Source organism: Paractinoplanes toevensis (genome assembly GCF_018332695.1).
GTDB classification, from domain to species: domain Bacteria; phylum Actinomycetota; class Actinomycetes; order Mycobacteriales; family Micromonosporaceae; genus Actinoplanes; species Actinoplanes toevensis.
In genome coordinates this window covers 1-14,818 of sequence record NZ_BOQN01000081.1, presented here as the reverse complement: position 1 = coordinate 14,818, position 14,818 = coordinate 1, and the positions used below count along the sequence as shown (strand labels likewise).

Sequence of the window (14,818 nt, the reverse complement as noted above, 5' to 3'; positions counted from 1 at the left end):
AAGTTACTACCGAAACCTGTGGGAGAACTCGCCGGGCACGCTGCTATGCCGTTTCAATCGCTTCCAGCCGGCTTCCGCCACCCCATCACGCGGCGCGGAGTACGGCTCAGCTTCGATCCTGCGCGCCCGCTCCGGCCCCGGACGCCAACATCCGCCGTCGGGCACCTTAACGCGCGAGCGTGGCCGCGAGCAGGCGCACCTCAGGGGTGGCGTGGTTGCCGCGGATCAGGTCCGTCGCGAGTCCGCGAATCGACGGCCGGTTGCGTACTTCGGCTGGGGCCTCCGCGTGCGCGCTGAGCAGGGCCCGGGCCGTTTCGGCGGGCTTACCCCATTGCGACCAGGCCCGTGCCCGGTCGGTGTGCAGTCGGGCACGGCGTTTGGGAAAGTGCTGCGGGCGCAGATCACGGGCGGCGTAAAGACCAGCGCCGGCGTCGCCGAGTGCCCAGTGGATACCGAGCTGGTACAGGGTGACCTGGGCAGCGGTTAGGGCAACCGGGTGCCCGGATCGTGTCGACACGGTCAGGCCGGCTGCCGCGCGGTGCGCTTCGTTGATCAATGAGGTCGCGGCGTCGCGGCGCCCGGCCTGCGCGGCGTTGTAGGCGCAGGTGCACAGGGCCAGGGCGTAGGTGGCCGCGTGTTCGGGTGTCGGCAGTCCGGTCGCTTCGAGCGTGGTTGCCGCAGTGAGCGCGACTTCGTCGGCGAGGGCGTGGTCGCCTTGGTGGCGCAGCACGATGCCCAGGGCGCGGGCGGCTACGGTCTTTGACAGCGGCGACTCGGCGAGGTCGGCGAAGATGACGGCTCGGTCGGCGGTCAGCCGGCTCGCTTCGTGTGCCCCGGCCTTGTTCAGGGTTTCGCTGGCCAGGGTGTAGCAGGCGGTGAGCTGGGCGTATGCGGCCGGCTCGTGGGAATTGGTGTCGGCGTGCGCGATGGCGAGCAGGTCGGGCATCGCGTCGATGAGCTGAGCGAGCCGGCCGGCGTCGAACAGTTTGCGGGCCTGCTGGTATCGCGCCGCGGCGCCGAGCTGTTGAGCGGTGCTCGTGGGCGGGGCGGGCACGGCGAGGGCGTGGTCGAGCCGGGCGAGCAGACCGGCCGGTACGGTGGCCAGCACAGTGCGTCGGCGCATCGGATCGTCCCCTTGGTCGCCGGTGGCTCCGGCCACCTTAGCCGGAGCTGCGGGGGCGATGTCCAGTAGCGCGCCGAGCACGTGCGGGGGAATCTCCAGGGCAGCGGCGATGCGGCGCAGCAGGTCCATATCGCTGGCGCGACGACGGCCGGTCTCCAGGCGTGAAATGGCTGACGGGTCATAGCCGACGGTGGCTCCGACGTCGGCCTGCCGCAGGTGCTTGGCGCGGCGAGCGAATCGCAGGAGGCCACCGATGTCCTTGGCCGCGACCAGTTCTTGAGCTGGTCTGGAGTTCCACAACGAGTCGGTTCCGTGCATGGCAGCCGCTTTTCTTCGGCGTCGGTTCCTGCGTTCAGGCTACGGCTACCGTGCGCAGGGGTCGATGCGTTCGGGGGTGGTCAGGCGTCAACCAGACGTCGAAACGGCTATGCCGCGGGTCCGGCCCCTCGATCGAGTACAGCGTCGGCGGCGCCGCCCAGATCGGGGTAGGCGATCGTCGGCCAGGTGCAGGGCCGGTCGTCGCCGGGGTCGATCAGCAGGGCTGCGGCGGCGCCTGCGTGCAGACTGGCGTGGATGTCGAAGTATGGGTCGTCGCCGATCATGACGCATTGGTCCAATCTCACCCCGAGTTGTGTTGCCGCGTGGTCGAAGATCTCGGGTGACGGCTTGGCGAGGCCGACCTGGGCGGAGTCCACGACCGCGTTGACGTGGTGGATCAGGCCGCTGGCGGTGAGCTGATGGTGCAGTCGGCCGTCGTTGTTGCTGACGACCGCGATGAGGTAGCCGGCCTGCCGCAGGCGTTGCAGAGCCACTGCGGCGCCGGGGTCAGGCTTCGACCACAGCGGCGTGTCTTCGCGATCGCGCCGGTGCACGCGCTCCCAGACCGCACGTCCGCTGCGGGTGGCCAGGCCGGCATGCCGCGACCAGGCGTCGATCTTGGCAGTGCTGTTCCAGAAAGCGATCGGGTCGCTGGCCGCGGCACCTTCCCAAACGGTGCGGCCGAGCGCGATAGTGGCGGCTCCCGCGGCCAGGGTGCAGCCGACGGCCAGAGCCTCCTGGCGGAAGAGCTGGTCGTCGGGATGCACGAGCACGCGTCCGGCGTCGACCAGCACCGCGGCCCACCTCATCGGCGGTCACCGTCTTCCGGGCTGTCGGTGGACGCCCAGGCAGTGCGGGCCAGGCTGTGGAAGAACAGGCCGGCGTCGGTCACACCCGGCAGTGGGTCGGGGTCCCAGGGCTTGCCGTAGCCGGCGAAGTGACGGATCCGGGCATCCTCGAGGATGGTGCGATAGCGGCCGGTGCGACGCTCGGGTTTACGCCAGTAGCCGGTGACGTTCCAGGGCGTGTCCAGTTCATGCCAGCGGCCGGCGCACACCGCGTTGAGGGCGTCCTGATCGAACAGGCGGATGTCGCCGGCATGCTGGGTCAGGTATTGCACGGCCTTCTCACCGATACGCTGGCGGCGCCAGGCGTCGAGGTCGATGAGCAGCACACCGGAGTTGAAGTACGGCAGGTCTGCGGCAAGGCCGAGCTCACGCCAGCCGGGCACCCCGTACGGGCTGGAGACCGTGGGGACGTAGTCGTCGCGGACCGCACCGAGGCTGCTGCCGCGAAGATCGGTGTTCCACAGACTGTTCAGCGGGCGGCGAGTGATGGTGTCCGAGTCGAGGTAGATCACCCGTTGCCAGTCGGCGGGCAGAAGCTCACCGATGAGCAGCGGCGCGTAGACAGCGGCGGTGACCGTGGCGCCGACCGCTGAGGTGGTGGGCAGACTGGCGAAGCGTCCGAGATCGACTGGCGTGATGGTGATGGCGCAGCGGGCAGCGCGCCAGGATCGCAGCAGCCGCGTCCGGGTGCGCTCGCTGACCGCGTTGGCCAGCACCGTTATGTGCAGCGGGTCGGTGCGATCGCGGCTGTCGATGACCGACCGGATGCACGCGGCGGTCGGCATGGCGTACCGCTCGTCGGTGCTGACCACCAGACGCACGACGGCCGTCATGATGCGACCTCGTGCGCGACACGCTCGGCGACGTGGGTGAGTAACTGCTCCCACCGGTCGGTGACGGCATGAGGGTTCAGGACATGAACGGCCGCGCGGGCGGCGTGGCCGAGCGCACGGCAGCGATCACCGTCGAGCATCAAGGCCCGGATGGCTCGGGTGAGGCCGGTGGTGTCGCCCGGCGGGACTAGCAGGCCGGTGCGGTCGTGGCGGACGAGCGAGCGGACACCGCCGGAGACGTCGAACGCGACGGTGGGGATGCCCGCGCTGGCGGCTTCGGCGATGACCATGCCGAAACCTTCGTGGTCGCTGGTGACGATCAGCAGGTGTGCGGCGGCGTATTCGGCCGGCATGGCCGCGGTGGGCCGGCCGCCGCGGAGCACTACTTCTGGGCCTCGGCGAGGTGCGAGGAGACCGTGCTGGTCGGCGTGCCGGCGGAGCGCCCGGTCCTGGTCGCCGTGCCCGATCAGGTGCAGTTGCCAGTCGGCGGTCGCCGCCCGGGCGAAGGCGTCGATGGCCAGGTCGAATCGTTTGATCGCCGTGAGTCGCCCGACGGCGAGGACGCGCGGTGGGGTCGCCGGGCGGGTTGCCGCTGCTGTGGCGTGGTCCGGCAGCGGGTTCGGGATCCAGGTGGCGGGCAGGGCGGTGTGTGCGGCGAAACCGGCGGCGTCGTCAGGGCTGAGGAAGACGCAGGCGTCGAAGCCGGCCCACAGGGCGCAGATGATGCCCAGGTGGTAGTGGCCGCGGGCGTATTCGTAGGAGCCGTGGTAGTGCCCGACGCGTCCCCACCGGCTGGTGTCGAGGTCGTCCAGCCACAGGCTGACGTGCACCGACGCCATGACCAGAACACCGGCGCCGGTCGCCGCCAGCAGTCGCCGCATCCGTCGTTTGGCGACGGCGTTTCTGGCGGGGTCAGGTGGTGAGCCGGGCGCGGGAGCGTCCAGGACGGTCCGCCGGTAGAGGGGCTGCTCGGGCGCCGGGGCCGGGGCGGGGTTGGTGTAGAGCCCGACGACGTGCACGGGATGACCGCGGCGGGCGAGGTGCTGGGCGAGCGTATGTGTCACCGTTTGGACACCACCGACCGCGTCGATGTCATCGACCACGAACATGATCATCATGGCTGGCTCGCGGCGGTGGCCGGTTCGCGGCCATCGGCGGCGGGTGCCGCGGTCGTGGGGCAGGTCGCTTCGACGGTGAACGCCTCGTGAGCGCTGTCCGGGAACCGGGCGAGGTGGGTGCCCGGGACCTGGTCGAAGTACGCCGTCTCGGTCATGGCCATGCTGCGGGCGCCGGTAAACCCGGCTGCCTCCAGTAGCGCCGTGGTGCTGGCGGCGGTGAGCAGGACCTGGTGCTGGCCGAACTGGTAGGTCAGCCGGTTCGCGATCCGCCAAGGCAGCAGGGGCTCCATAGGGTCCCAGCCGTGCACGCGCGTGTCGAAGGCGACCTGATCGCGTACTCGCGGCGACTGCTGCCCGCGCAGCAGCTCGGCGACTATACCGGCGTCCGGGCACACGATCCGCAGCGGCGCTCCCGGCCGTAGCACTCGCCGCATTTCGGCGAGCATGCTCGGCAGGTCGTCCGGGCAGAAGTGCTCCAGGACGTGCTCGGCGAGGATGGCGTCCACGCTGGCGTCGGCCAGTGGAAGGGGTTTGCGCAGGTCGCAGCGGAAGACCCGGTCGCCCTTCTTGAGGTCGATACCGACCCAGCCCGCAGGAACGGTGCGGCCCGAGCCGATCGACAGCAGCACCGGGCCCGGACGGGCGGCGAGGTGCCGGCGTAGGCGGCGGGCTTCGCGGCGGTGGACGAACAGGTGGTGGGCCAGCTGGACGGCGCTGTCGCGCAGGTCGCGCCAGATGTCGGCATTAGTGAAGGGCGGCAGTCCCCAGTCATGCTGGTCCGGCTGCCGGAAAGTGGCTTGGCGCATGGTGGAGCCTCACTTTCGAACGAAGAAGGGCGTGCGGGGCATGTCGTGCCTCGGCTTGAGATCCGCGGCAGGGCGCAGGGATCTACCGGCCCGCCTACGACAGGGCGAGACGTGAAAGTGGTTGCTTGCTGGTGTTAGCCGAGCAGCTCGGCGCGGTGGGTGAGGATCCAGGCGGCCGCGGTGCGGTAGCCGCTGCCGTGGTCCTCGTCGCGATGCACGGCGAACGCGGGGTCACCGGCGCGGATACGGTCCTCGATGTGGGCGCCGATGCTCAGCAGCCGCATCGCGGCCAGGTCGACGAGTTCGGCCGGCGTGGCTGGCTCCCCGTACGCCTGCGCGAACATGCGCAGCCGGGCGACCCGGTCGGGTTCGGTGTCCCAGCCCCACGCTGCGAGGGCTTCGCTGGGGTGCAACGGCACGAACTGATGCGCCGCATACGCCAGGTCCCACATGCGGCTGGTCGGGGCGGCGAAGTCCCAGTCGATGATCCCGGTCACCTGCTCGCCGTCGAAGGTGATGTTCCACGGGGCCAGGTCGAGGTGTCCGACGCAGTCAGGTCGCACCGGCCCGGCGTAGTCATGCCCGCTCCAGCGGCCGGGCTCAGGGGCGACGAAACCCTCGCTGGCGTCGTGCAGCTTTCGGGCCGCCCGCGCGACGTCGACCAGTGCCGCATCGGAGCGCAGCGCGGCGGCCAGCGGTGGATAGCCGGTGTCACCCGAAAGGAAACTGAGGCGTTCCCGGGATCCGTCGCTGGTCACACCGAGGAACCTCGGCGCAAGGTCGAAGCCGCGCTCGTGCAGGTGCTCGAGAAGGGCATGCACGTTGCTCCGGCCCGGGCCAAGTACCCGCTCGACCACGTCGCCGTTACGGACCGGTTTGGAGAAGCGGCCACGATCCATCGCCTCGGTCATGCCCGCCCCTCTCCTGCCGCTACCAAGCCGGAACCCACCGACCCGACCTTAGGCGCTGACGGTGCCGCCACCTGCAACGACCGGTAGAGACTCTCCGTCCGGGCGACCATCGCGTCCATGCCGCGTCCGCGGGCTCGGGCGAGCCCGCCGCTGATCAGCCGTTGACGCAGCGGCTGCTCGGACAGCAGCCGCACGATGCCCCCGGCGAGCGCAGAGCAATCACCCACCGGCACCAGCAGGCCGGAATCCTGCGGGACCACGACCTCCCGCAGACCGTCGGTGTCGCTGGCCACCACCGGCACGCCGCAGGCCATCGCCTCCAGCACCGCCAACCCCAACCCCTCCACATGACTGGGCTGCACGTAGACGTCACTCGCGTGCATCACCGTAGCGATCTGCTCGTGTCCGTACGTCTCGATCACTTGGACCCGGCCGGTGAGTCCCCGCTCCTCGATCCGCTGCCGCATCAACTGGGCGTACTCCTCGGAGCCGGAACTGGTTGTGCCGACCAGCAGCAGGCGTAGCCGCGGCACCCGCTGTGCCACGTCGCCGGCAGCGTCGATCAACTCCAGCAGGCCCTTACGCGGCTTGAACCGAGCCACACACGTGACTACCGCCTCGTCGTCGGCGATGCCCAACAGCGACCGCGCCGCCCGGCCATCGTCTGGCGCGAAGCGTCCGAGGTCGACACCGAGATCGATGCGGTGCAGATTCACTGCGCCGAAACTGCGGGCCACCCGTTCGTAATAGCCGCTGACCGTGATATGCGCATCAACGGGCAACGATCCGAACACCAGCCGGCATCTGCCCGCACCGGCGGGTCCACGCTCACGATGCACCTCATGCGACGTGACCACCAAGGGAATGCCGTACTGGAGTTTCAGCACCGTCCCCAACAGCGCGGTGTCCTGGCTGTTGGCGTGCAGCACGTCAACCCTCGTCACGTCGAACATGCTCGACACTGCCGGCAGCAGGCCGAACGCCATCTGCTCCCAGGCCGAGACGTCCGGATCCGATAGGCGCGGCAGATACGACCGCTCCCGCAGCACCCGCACGCCGTACTCCGTCGAGTCCGGCGGCTGGGAGCAGGCACGGCCGTCGGTGAAGACCGTCACGTCGTGTCCCCGCCGCACCAGCCCGGTCGCGAGGTCACGGCAGTAGCTTTCCGCGCCGCCGACAACCGGGTGGTAGTTCGTGCTCAGCATCAGGACCCGCACGACGGGCCTCCTCCTGGCCGCGCCGCCTGCGAGCTGCGTGGCGAGCGCCTGCACTGGTCGACGGGAGGCACGGTGGTTCTGGGCGCATCACGCAGGAACCTCCTCCGTCGCCTCGGACGGTGGATCGGTGTCTGTGAAGTCGGAAGCATCATGGGGATCACCTCGCATCAACGGGGTTGAGCCGACAAGAGATCACCGGCAAGCACACGGTCGTGCTCTGCTCAAGCAGAACGCGTGCGCCCCGGCCGCAGTGATCGACGTGCCAATAACGCATACGTCGTGCCTGCTCCGCATGACACCGGCCGGCTGGCGATCAGCGCTTGCCATTGCTGCCCACGACGTGCCGGATCACTCAGACCGCACGACACGGCGCAAGTCCTTGCGTAACAAGCCTCGGGTCGACGACGAGTTCAGCCCGGTTGCCCGCTGCAGTACCACGAGCGAGGTGCGGGGCTTGGCGGTTGCCGTCGACAGACGTACCAGCTAGGACTCGCCACGGAGCAGCGCAGCATCGCCGCAACCATTCGGCGGCCAAACCCAGCGCGCAGACCTACCACGTCATAGCGACGATCCGCGAGCCCAGCCCACTTCGCCGGCCAAGGCAGCGCCAGCGCGCCCGCCGGGATGGGGCCGGACACGATCCCACCAGGGGCCGGCCGGGACAAGCCAACCGGCCCGACCACCCGGCAAACGGCCACCGGGGCTCCCATGGTTGACCTCGTCAGCGCCGCCGGCCGGGGCTTGTCCCGGCTCGGCCTCGGGTGGGCCGGTTCGTGCCGTCCTACCCGGCGGCGCCCGACCAGCGCGGCCGCCGGGACTCGTTCGAGACTCAGGGGCCCACGATGACCATGGAGAAGAGAACACGTCACGACGTGCGTGCGCGTCTATCCGGCTGTGCAGGCAACGAACCGCGGCTGCGCATGGGAGAGACCCATGCCTGAGCGTCCGAGCAACCAGCAACAAGACCGTGCCGCCCGGGTTGCCCTCACCTGGATTGCTGAGCCCGGCAACCCACTGATCTGGGCCATGGTGCAGGCCGATGGGGCGACGCTGACACTGCAACGGTTGCTGCGCGACGACATCGCGGACCGGTCGTTGCACGGCTCGGTGACCGCCAAGATTGTCGCCGGTGGCGACCCGCGACGGCACGCTGAGGCGATGCTGCTGCACGCCGAACGGCTTGGCGCCCGTCTGGTCGTACCCGGCGATGACGAGTGGCCCGCACAGGTCGATGATCTGGCCGCTGTCGGCAGCGATCCTCTCGCCGCTTACGTGCAGGTGCCGCCGTTGTGTTTGTGGGTGCGCGGGCAGCCCCAGTTGGGAGAACTGACACGGCGGTCGGTCGCGGTGGTCGGCGCGCGTGCCGCGACGCAGTACGGCCGGCAGGTCGCCTCCGACATAGCGGCAGCACTGGCCGAAAACGACTGGACGATCGTCGCTGGCGGAGCGTTTGGTGTTGACGCGGCAGCTCACCGGGCAGCACTGGCCGTGGGCGGCCGTACCGCGGTGGTGCTGGCGTGCGGCGTCGATCGGCCCTACCCAGCCGGCAACGCCGCCTTGTTCGAGCAGATCGTCGACTCCGGTTCCGGAGTTCTGATCAGCGAGTGGCCCCTTCGATCCGAGCCCCTGAAACACCGCTTCTTGATCCGCAATCGCATCGTCGCGGCCGTGGCTGCGGGCGCCGTCCTCGTCGAAGCGGCGCCGCGCAGCGGCAGCCTCCAGATGATGGACCGGGTTTTGGCGCTTCACCGGCCCGCGATGGTGGTCCCCGGGCCTGTCACCTCGGCCATGTCGGTGGGCTGCCACGAGCTGCTGCGCTCGCACACCGAGACGACGCTGGTGACCGGTCCGGCGCAGGTCCTCGAAACCCTCAGCCGCGACGAGGCTTCAGCTGCCGACCTGCCGCGTGAGCCAGGGCCGGTGTCGGACCAGCGGGCCCAGGTCATCGATGCGGCGCCCGGGAAAACTCCTACCACGTAGGAGATGCAGCCGCCGTGGCCGCGACGCGCCGGTCACCTGTCGGTCTGTCGAGGGCGCCCCGTGCTGGCGAACACTGAGGTGACCGACGGTCGGGCTGGCCAGCTACACCAACCGGCCGGCCAGACATCCGAATAGGTGCCGGACGGGCCCGCCGCTAGCCGGGGTGTCACACCCAGGCTGGGGGGCTCGGCTGGGCACCGCCCGGGAGAGGACCGGACACGGTCCCATCCGGGCCGGCCAGGGGCAAGCCACCCGGCATTGCGTCAGGGCAGGGCCGCGAAGGCCGCAGTTGCGCGTTCATCGGGCGCCGCGAGCCCGGGGCTTGCCCCGGGCTCGGCCCCGGGTGGGCCGGATCGTGCCGTCCACCCCGGCGGCGCCCCGAACCGACGCGCCGCCGGGACTCGTCCGAGACTCGGAGGTCCACGATGACCGTCGACGATGACCCTGTTCGTAACGTCCTGGCGGCCCTGTCCTACTACCTGGGCAAACACCCACCGGAACATCTTGCAGACCTGGAAAAACTGCACCACTACCGGCCGGGAGAGGCGCCGCGCGCCTACCGGACGCGAGTCCTGAAGGTGATCGGTGCGGGACAGCGCGCGGCGGCGCTGCTGACGCTGGGGCGCTCGCTGCGGGAGCGGGCCGACGAGGCAGGCATCGCCTTGCTGATCCGCGGCGACACGGGGTGGCCGGGTCACGCGGACCTTGGCCAGGTGCCCTGTCTGTGGGTACGCGGCAACCCCAACCTGCATGCCGCCCTCATCCGGTCCGTGACCGTTACCGGCAGCCGCGCGGCCAGTGACGACGGACGCATGCTCGCCGCCGAGGTCGGGCTCGGCCTCGGCAACGCGGGGCTGACCGTCGTGACCGGGCTGTCGGCCGGCGTCGACGCCGCCGTGGCCGCGGCCGCCTTCGACTCCACGACACCGCCGGTGCTGGTACACCCCGGCGGCCTGGACCAGCCTGCCGGCCTCACCCTGCGGAACCTGGCCGACCGCGCGGCCAGCATGTCGGCGCTGATCAGCCCGTTCCCGCCCGGCTGTGACCGCATCTCACGGCGGTGGGACTACCGCAGTGTGCTGCTGGGAATGCTCAGCGCGGCCACCGTTGTCATCGAGGCATCGTCGACGCCGCAGGGCCTCTTGACGGCGCGCGCCGCGACCGAGTCGGGACGGCTGGTCTGCGCGGCTCCCGGCCCGGTCCGCAGTGGTTTGTGGTCGGGCTGCCATCAGCTGATTGCCGACGGCGCCGCGCAACTGGTCACCGGCCCCTCTGCGGTTCTGGACGCCCTGCACGGTGCCGCGCAGCGAGGTAACCCTGCGGCGGTTGCCGCGTTCAGCGGCCTCGACACCGAGGCCGCCCCCGGGATACGGCCGGCACCGGCCGAGCCCACGCCGTGACCGCCGTCGCTCGCGTCCTTCCCCACGCGGCGTCGGTCTGCCAGCGTTCCCAGGCCGGCCGGCAGCGGTGGATCCGTCGCCGCGACGGTGGGTTCGACCGGAACCGATACGCGGTGGTGGCTCTACCTGAGGCGGACGCGAAAGCGTTCTGCCTGACCCACCACTACGCCCGATCGTGGCCGGCGACACGGCTGAGGTACGGCATGATCGACCGCGACACCGGTGGACTTTGCGGGCTGATCGTGCTCGGTATCCCGATGCACTCCGCCGTGCTGACCGGGCCGTTTCCGCTGCTGGAGCCGTACCGGCAAAGCCTGGAGCTGTCGCGGGTGACCTTGCTCGATACGGTCGCGCCCAACGGGGAGAGCTGGTTCATCACCCAGGCTTTGCGACGCGCCGCCGAGTTCGGGGTACGCGGCGTTGTCGCCTTCGCCGACCCGGTACCCCGGTGGCGGGAAACTCCCCACGGGTGGGTTCTGGTCAAGCCAGGGCATATCGGGGTGCTGTATCAGGCCTGTTCCGCGCTCTATACCGGACTCGCCACGCCCCGCACGCTGATCATGCTGCCCGACGCCACGGTGCTCACTGCCCGCGCTGCCGCGAAGCTGACCGCCGGTGAGCGCGGGGCACGCGGCGTGACGGCCCGCCTCCTCGCGCTCGGCGCGCCGCCGCCACCTCCTGGCCAACACCCGGCGGCATGGCTGCCGCATGCCCTGGCCGAGATCGGCGCCATCCGGCTCCGCCACCCCGGCAATCACCGATACCTGATCAAGGTCGGCGGGCCACGGCAGCGGCGTAAGACCGTGATCGCCTACGCCGGTCGTCCGTACCCGAGCACCACAACACCACCAGGCGCGGCCCCAGGATCGTCTACCCGCCGGATCGCTCGACCCCGGCCGTGATCTGCCCGGATCACGCTGCGCCCACAGCACCCCGTGATCATCCGCCCCATCCCGAAGGGGATCACCGCCAGGTGAGCCCCTTTTCCGTGTGCTTTGGAGGTATCCATCGTGTCTTCGTCTACCGCTGCGTGGGCAGCATTGGAGGTCCTGCAGATCGGCGCCGCCCTGGTCACGTTGGTGCGGCTGCGCCGCCGCATTGCCGCGCTGACCCGGGCGACGCGCACCGACGAGCTCACCGGGCTGGCGAATCGGCGTGGGCTGAGCGCCGCCTTCGCCCGCCGCGTGGCACCGCTGGCGGTGCTGTTGCTGGATCTGCGCCGGTTCAAAGAGGTCAACGACCGCTACGGCTACCACGCCGGCGACGAACTCCTGCGGCAGGTCGCCGCCCGGCTCGACCGGATCGCCGCGCGGCACGCCGGGGTGGCCGCCCGGCTCGGCGGCGACGAATTCGCCCTGCTCCTACCGACCGCCACCGCTGTTGATCTAGCCGTTGTGATCGCCGATGTCGAGCGGGCACTTGCCGTGCCTACGCCCCTTCCCGAGGGGGCCGGTCAGGTGGAGCTCAGCGCGGTCTTCGGCGCATCATTGCCGCCAGCCGGACTGTCCGACCGGCCGTTGCGGGCGGCGGACATCGCCCTGCACTACGCGCGGCACCACGGGTTGCCGGCGGTGATCTTCCGGCCTGGTATGACCTACCCGGCCGCTGAGGACCGGCACGGTCCGCGGCTACGCGACCGGCCGAGCGCAGCACCGGTCATCGAGATCGACACGAACCTGCTGCATCGGCTCACCACCGTCCCCGAATCAGGCGCGGGGCCCGCTCGGGGGCTGACGGAACTCGCGGAACGCTTCGATCCGCAGTCCTCGACGCTCGGCAGCGCCGCAGCCGACCTGGTCGCCGCCTGCGTGACCCATCGTGTCCTGCGACTGCACGAACCGGTGACCGAGGTGCGTCTCGTGGCGACCAGCGCCGGCGCGGACCGTGACGGCGGCTTGCTGTTGCTGGTCACCTTCGCCGACACGTTCACGCTCTGCTCCGCACCGATGTCGGTGCCACTGGTTGCGCCCTCTGACATCGAACCGGTCGAGTTCCTGCTCGCCACGGTCGTCGGCGCCGTCGCCGGCCTCGCTGACGTTTACTGCACCCTCCGCGCGCAGAGAGCCGACCGGTGAACGGTGCGTTCCAGCCGCTGCCCGCCGGCCTTCCCCCGGCTCTGACCGCCGGATCGGGCTGCGGGCTCACGGGGTGAGCAGGTGGAGGTCTTCTACCTGGGCACCCACCGCCCCGCATGGCTGGGTGACTGCCCGGTGCCGCTGTTCGTCTCCGACACCACCCTGCGCCAGCGCCGGCGGCTGCCCCGGGCGGTCTGCCGGTGGGCGCTGGACTCCGGCGGTTTCAGCCAGCTGACCCGCTCCGGTAGCTGGGCCGACGGGCCGACCCCACGCCAGTACGCCGCCCGGATCCGCCGCTACGCCGACGAGATCGGCGGTCTGGACTGGGCGTCCGCGCAGGACTGGATGTGCGAACCACCGATGCTCGCCCGCACCGGCCTCGACATCCGCAGCCACCAGCACCTGACCGTCATCAACTATCTCGAGCTCACGACGATCGACCCGGGACTTCCGATCGTGCCCGCCGTGCAGGGCTGGCGACCAGGCGACTACCTCGACTGCGTCGACCTCTACGCCCGCTACGACGTCGATCTGCGCACGCTGCCCCTGGTTGCGGTCGGCTCCCTCTGCCGCCGGCAGGGCACCGCCGAGGCCGAGACCATCGTCGACCTGCTGCACCGGCACGGTCTGCTCCGGCTGCACACCTACGGCGTCAAAACGCTCGGGCTCGCCCGGTTCGCCGACCGCATCACCTCCAGCGACTCCCTCGCCTGGTCACGAACGGCCCGCCACCAGCCACCGCTGCCCGGCTGCACCCACCGCGGCCACTGCGGCAACTGCCGCCGCTTCGCCCTGCGCTGGCGCACCTCGCTCCTGCGCAAAACCCCGCTGTCCCGCCCGCCACGACCGACGCCATCACCGGATCACCTCACCACGCAACCCAGTCCCATGACCAACCCTTCGGAGAAACGATGACCACGACCAACAGAAGCATCACCGAGGCCCTCGCCGCCGTCCGCGACGCCGCCGAGCGAGCCCGGGCCGGCACGCTCGACCCCCAGGCCACCCGCGAGGCGTTGCTCGACGCCGCCGCACTGATCACCCTGCTCGACCTGCGGGCATTCCCGCTCGACGGCGATGACACACGGGAACAGGTCGTCGTCACCGTGCACGGGGTCGACGTCAGCGTCCGCGGCCGCAGCCGCGATCTGTTCGTGCACGTCGAGGACATCCGCGACGACCGCGACCAGCAGACGCTGCCCCTTTCGGTCGAGGTCAACAACGCCGGCGAGATGACCTACGGCCAGGGGTGGGACACCGCACCGCTGTGCGAGGGATGCTGGGACCTGCCCGCGGTCGACCTGACGCTGATGAGATGTGCGAGCTGCCTTGGCCGCCGGAGGCGCTCGTGAACCGGCCACGCCGGCGGCTTCGGCACGCAGCACAAGCATGGGCCCGGCGCTGGCCGCGGCTGACGCGCACCGCGCCGCGGCACTATCGGCCCGCGGACCCGACGATCCGAACCTTCCTGGACCTGTCCACCGCGCACCTGCAACCGCAGACCTGCGACGAACTCGACAGCTACCCCGGCGTCATCGCGTACCAGACCACCTACGGCTGGCTCATGTACGCCCCACAGGACGCAACCGGCCTCGCCCGCGCCCACGACTGGCCACCCGAACTGCTGCCGATCATGAAGCTGGCCCGCGAGCACGACTGCGCCTACGTGCTGTTCGACGGCGACGCCGACCAGAGCTACCTGCTTGAGGTCTTCGACTGGTCGACCCCACCGGACCCCACACCCTTCGCAGACCCGAATCGGCTTTGCCCGTCCTTGACCGAACCGCCGGCCACCGCCGAGTCCGTCCCGCTGGAGACTCCTGATCACGACAAGCGCGAACTCTGATGATCGTCACGCTGTTGATACCGCTGCCTACACCGGTTGTTGGGCGACGCTGAAAATCACCACCGGCGCGGCGTCCACGAGGCCGACGACGATCCCATCGAGCGGACGACCGGATCGGGGAAGTATCGCCCATCATCGGCAAGGCGCCGGAACGCCCGGTCGTCTACACCTTCCCAAACGGGCCTCGCGTGCTCCGCGTGGACTCCGTGAGACCGCCGCCTTCCGCGCCTCACTCGGGTCCTAATGCCGACACCAGACGCGGCGTCAATCACTCTCCGTAGAAGCGGTCGCGACCGCTTGCCTCCGGGCAGGTATACGGATCTGCCGATGAGCGCGCATCTGA

General features: G+C 70.3%; 14 protein-coding genes. 7 read left to right on the top strand and 7 right to left on the bottom strand.

Annotation, left to right across the window (positions count from 1 at the left end; translation table 11 throughout):
• Positions 1–166 precede the first annotated feature (166 nt).
• The 7 genes from Ato02nite_RS30820 to Ato02nite_RS30790 form a co-directional block, all read right to left on the bottom strand.
• Positions 167–1,441: a helix-turn-helix domain-containing protein gene (locus tag Ato02nite_RS30820; protein WP_213010176.1), complete on the bottom strand. Its 1,275-nt coding sequence runs from the start codon at positions 1,439–1,441 to the stop codon at positions 167–169.
• A 107-nt stretch (positions 1,442–1,548) separates the two neighbouring features.
• Positions 1,549–2,235: an HAD family hydrolase gene (locus tag Ato02nite_RS30815; protein WP_213010175.1), complete on the bottom strand. Its 687-nt coding sequence runs from the start codon at positions 2,233–2,235 to the stop codon at positions 1,549–1,551.
• Positions 2,236–2,246: 11 nt separating this feature from the next.
• On the bottom strand, positions 2,247–3,122 hold the full coding sequence (locus Ato02nite_RS30810) for a glycosyltransferase family 8 protein (protein ID WP_213010174.1): 876 nt from the start codon (positions 3,120–3,122) through the stop codon (positions 2,247–2,249).
• Positions 3,119–4,231, bottom strand: a complete 1,113-nt coding sequence (locus Ato02nite_RS30805; RefSeq protein WP_213010173.1) for a glycosyltransferase — start codon at positions 4,229–4,231, stop codon at positions 3,119–3,121. Before Ato02nite_RS30805 ends, Ato02nite_RS30810 begins: the two co-directional genes overlap by 4 nt.
• A 5-nt stretch (positions 4,232–4,236) precedes the next feature.
• On the bottom strand, positions 4,237–5,046 hold the full coding sequence (locus Ato02nite_RS30800) for a class I SAM-dependent methyltransferase (RefSeq protein ID WP_213010172.1): 810 nt from the start codon (positions 5,044–5,046) through the stop codon (positions 4,237–4,239).
• A 134-nt stretch (positions 5,047–5,180) separates the two neighbouring features.
• Positions 5,181–5,957: a phosphotransferase enzyme family protein gene (locus Ato02nite_RS30795; RefSeq protein WP_213010171.1), complete on the bottom strand. Its 777-nt coding sequence runs from the start codon at positions 5,955–5,957 to the stop codon at positions 5,181–5,183.
• On the bottom strand, positions 5,954–7,174 hold the full coding sequence (locus Ato02nite_RS30790; protein WP_213010170.1) for a glycosyltransferase family 4 protein: 1,221 nt from the start codon (positions 7,172–7,174) through the stop codon (positions 5,954–5,956). The genes Ato02nite_RS30795 and Ato02nite_RS30790 overlap by 4 nt, the downstream gene beginning before the upstream one ends.
• A 933-nt stretch (positions 7,175–8,107) precedes the next feature.
• Between Ato02nite_RS30790 and dprA the strand changes: the two genes are divergently transcribed.
• The 7 genes from dprA to Ato02nite_RS30755 all read left to right on the top strand — a co-directional run bounded on the left by dprA (position 8,108) and on the right by Ato02nite_RS30755 (position 14,475).
• Entirely contained in the window at positions 8,108–9,154 is a 1,047-nt protein-coding gene (dprA, locus tag Ato02nite_RS30785; RefSeq protein WP_213010169.1) for a DNA-processing protein DprA, read from the top strand.
• A gap of 425 nt (positions 9,155–9,579) precedes the next feature.
• On the top strand, positions 9,580–10,554 hold the full coding sequence (locus tag Ato02nite_RS30780) for a DNA-processing protein DprA (protein ID WP_213010168.1): 975 nt from the start codon (positions 9,580–9,582) through the stop codon (positions 10,552–10,554).
• Complete coding sequence (locus tag Ato02nite_RS30775; RefSeq protein ID WP_498371287.1) at positions 10,551–11,456, top strand: Mom family adenine methylcarbamoylation protein; 906 nt, start codon at positions 10,551–10,553, stop codon at positions 11,454–11,456. The genes Ato02nite_RS30780 and Ato02nite_RS30775 overlap by 4 nt, the downstream gene beginning before the upstream one ends.
• 108 nt (positions 11,457–11,564) lie before the next feature.
• Positions 11,565–12,629 (top strand): GGDEF domain-containing protein, encoded by a 1,065-nt coding sequence (locus tag Ato02nite_RS30770; protein ID WP_213010166.1) that lies wholly within the window; start codon positions 11,565–11,567, stop codon positions 12,627–12,629.
• An 81-nt stretch (positions 12,630–12,710) separates the two neighbouring features.
• A complete protein-coding gene (locus tag Ato02nite_RS30765) occupies positions 12,711–13,544 on the top strand; it encodes a deazapurine DNA modification protein DpdA family protein (protein WP_213010165.1) in 834 nt (277 codons plus the stop codon).
• A complete protein-coding gene (locus Ato02nite_RS30760; protein ID WP_213010164.1) occupies positions 13,541–13,981 on the top strand; it encodes a hypothetical protein in 441 nt (146 codons plus the stop codon). The genes Ato02nite_RS30765 and Ato02nite_RS30760 overlap by 4 nt, the downstream gene beginning before the upstream one ends.
• Positions 13,945–14,475: a DUF5983 family protein gene (locus Ato02nite_RS30755; RefSeq protein WP_213010163.1), complete on the top strand. Its 531-nt coding sequence runs from the start codon at positions 13,945–13,947 to the stop codon at positions 14,473–14,475. The genes Ato02nite_RS30760 and Ato02nite_RS30755 overlap by 37 nt, the downstream gene beginning before the upstream one ends.
• Positions 14,476–14,818 lie beyond the last annotated feature (343 nt).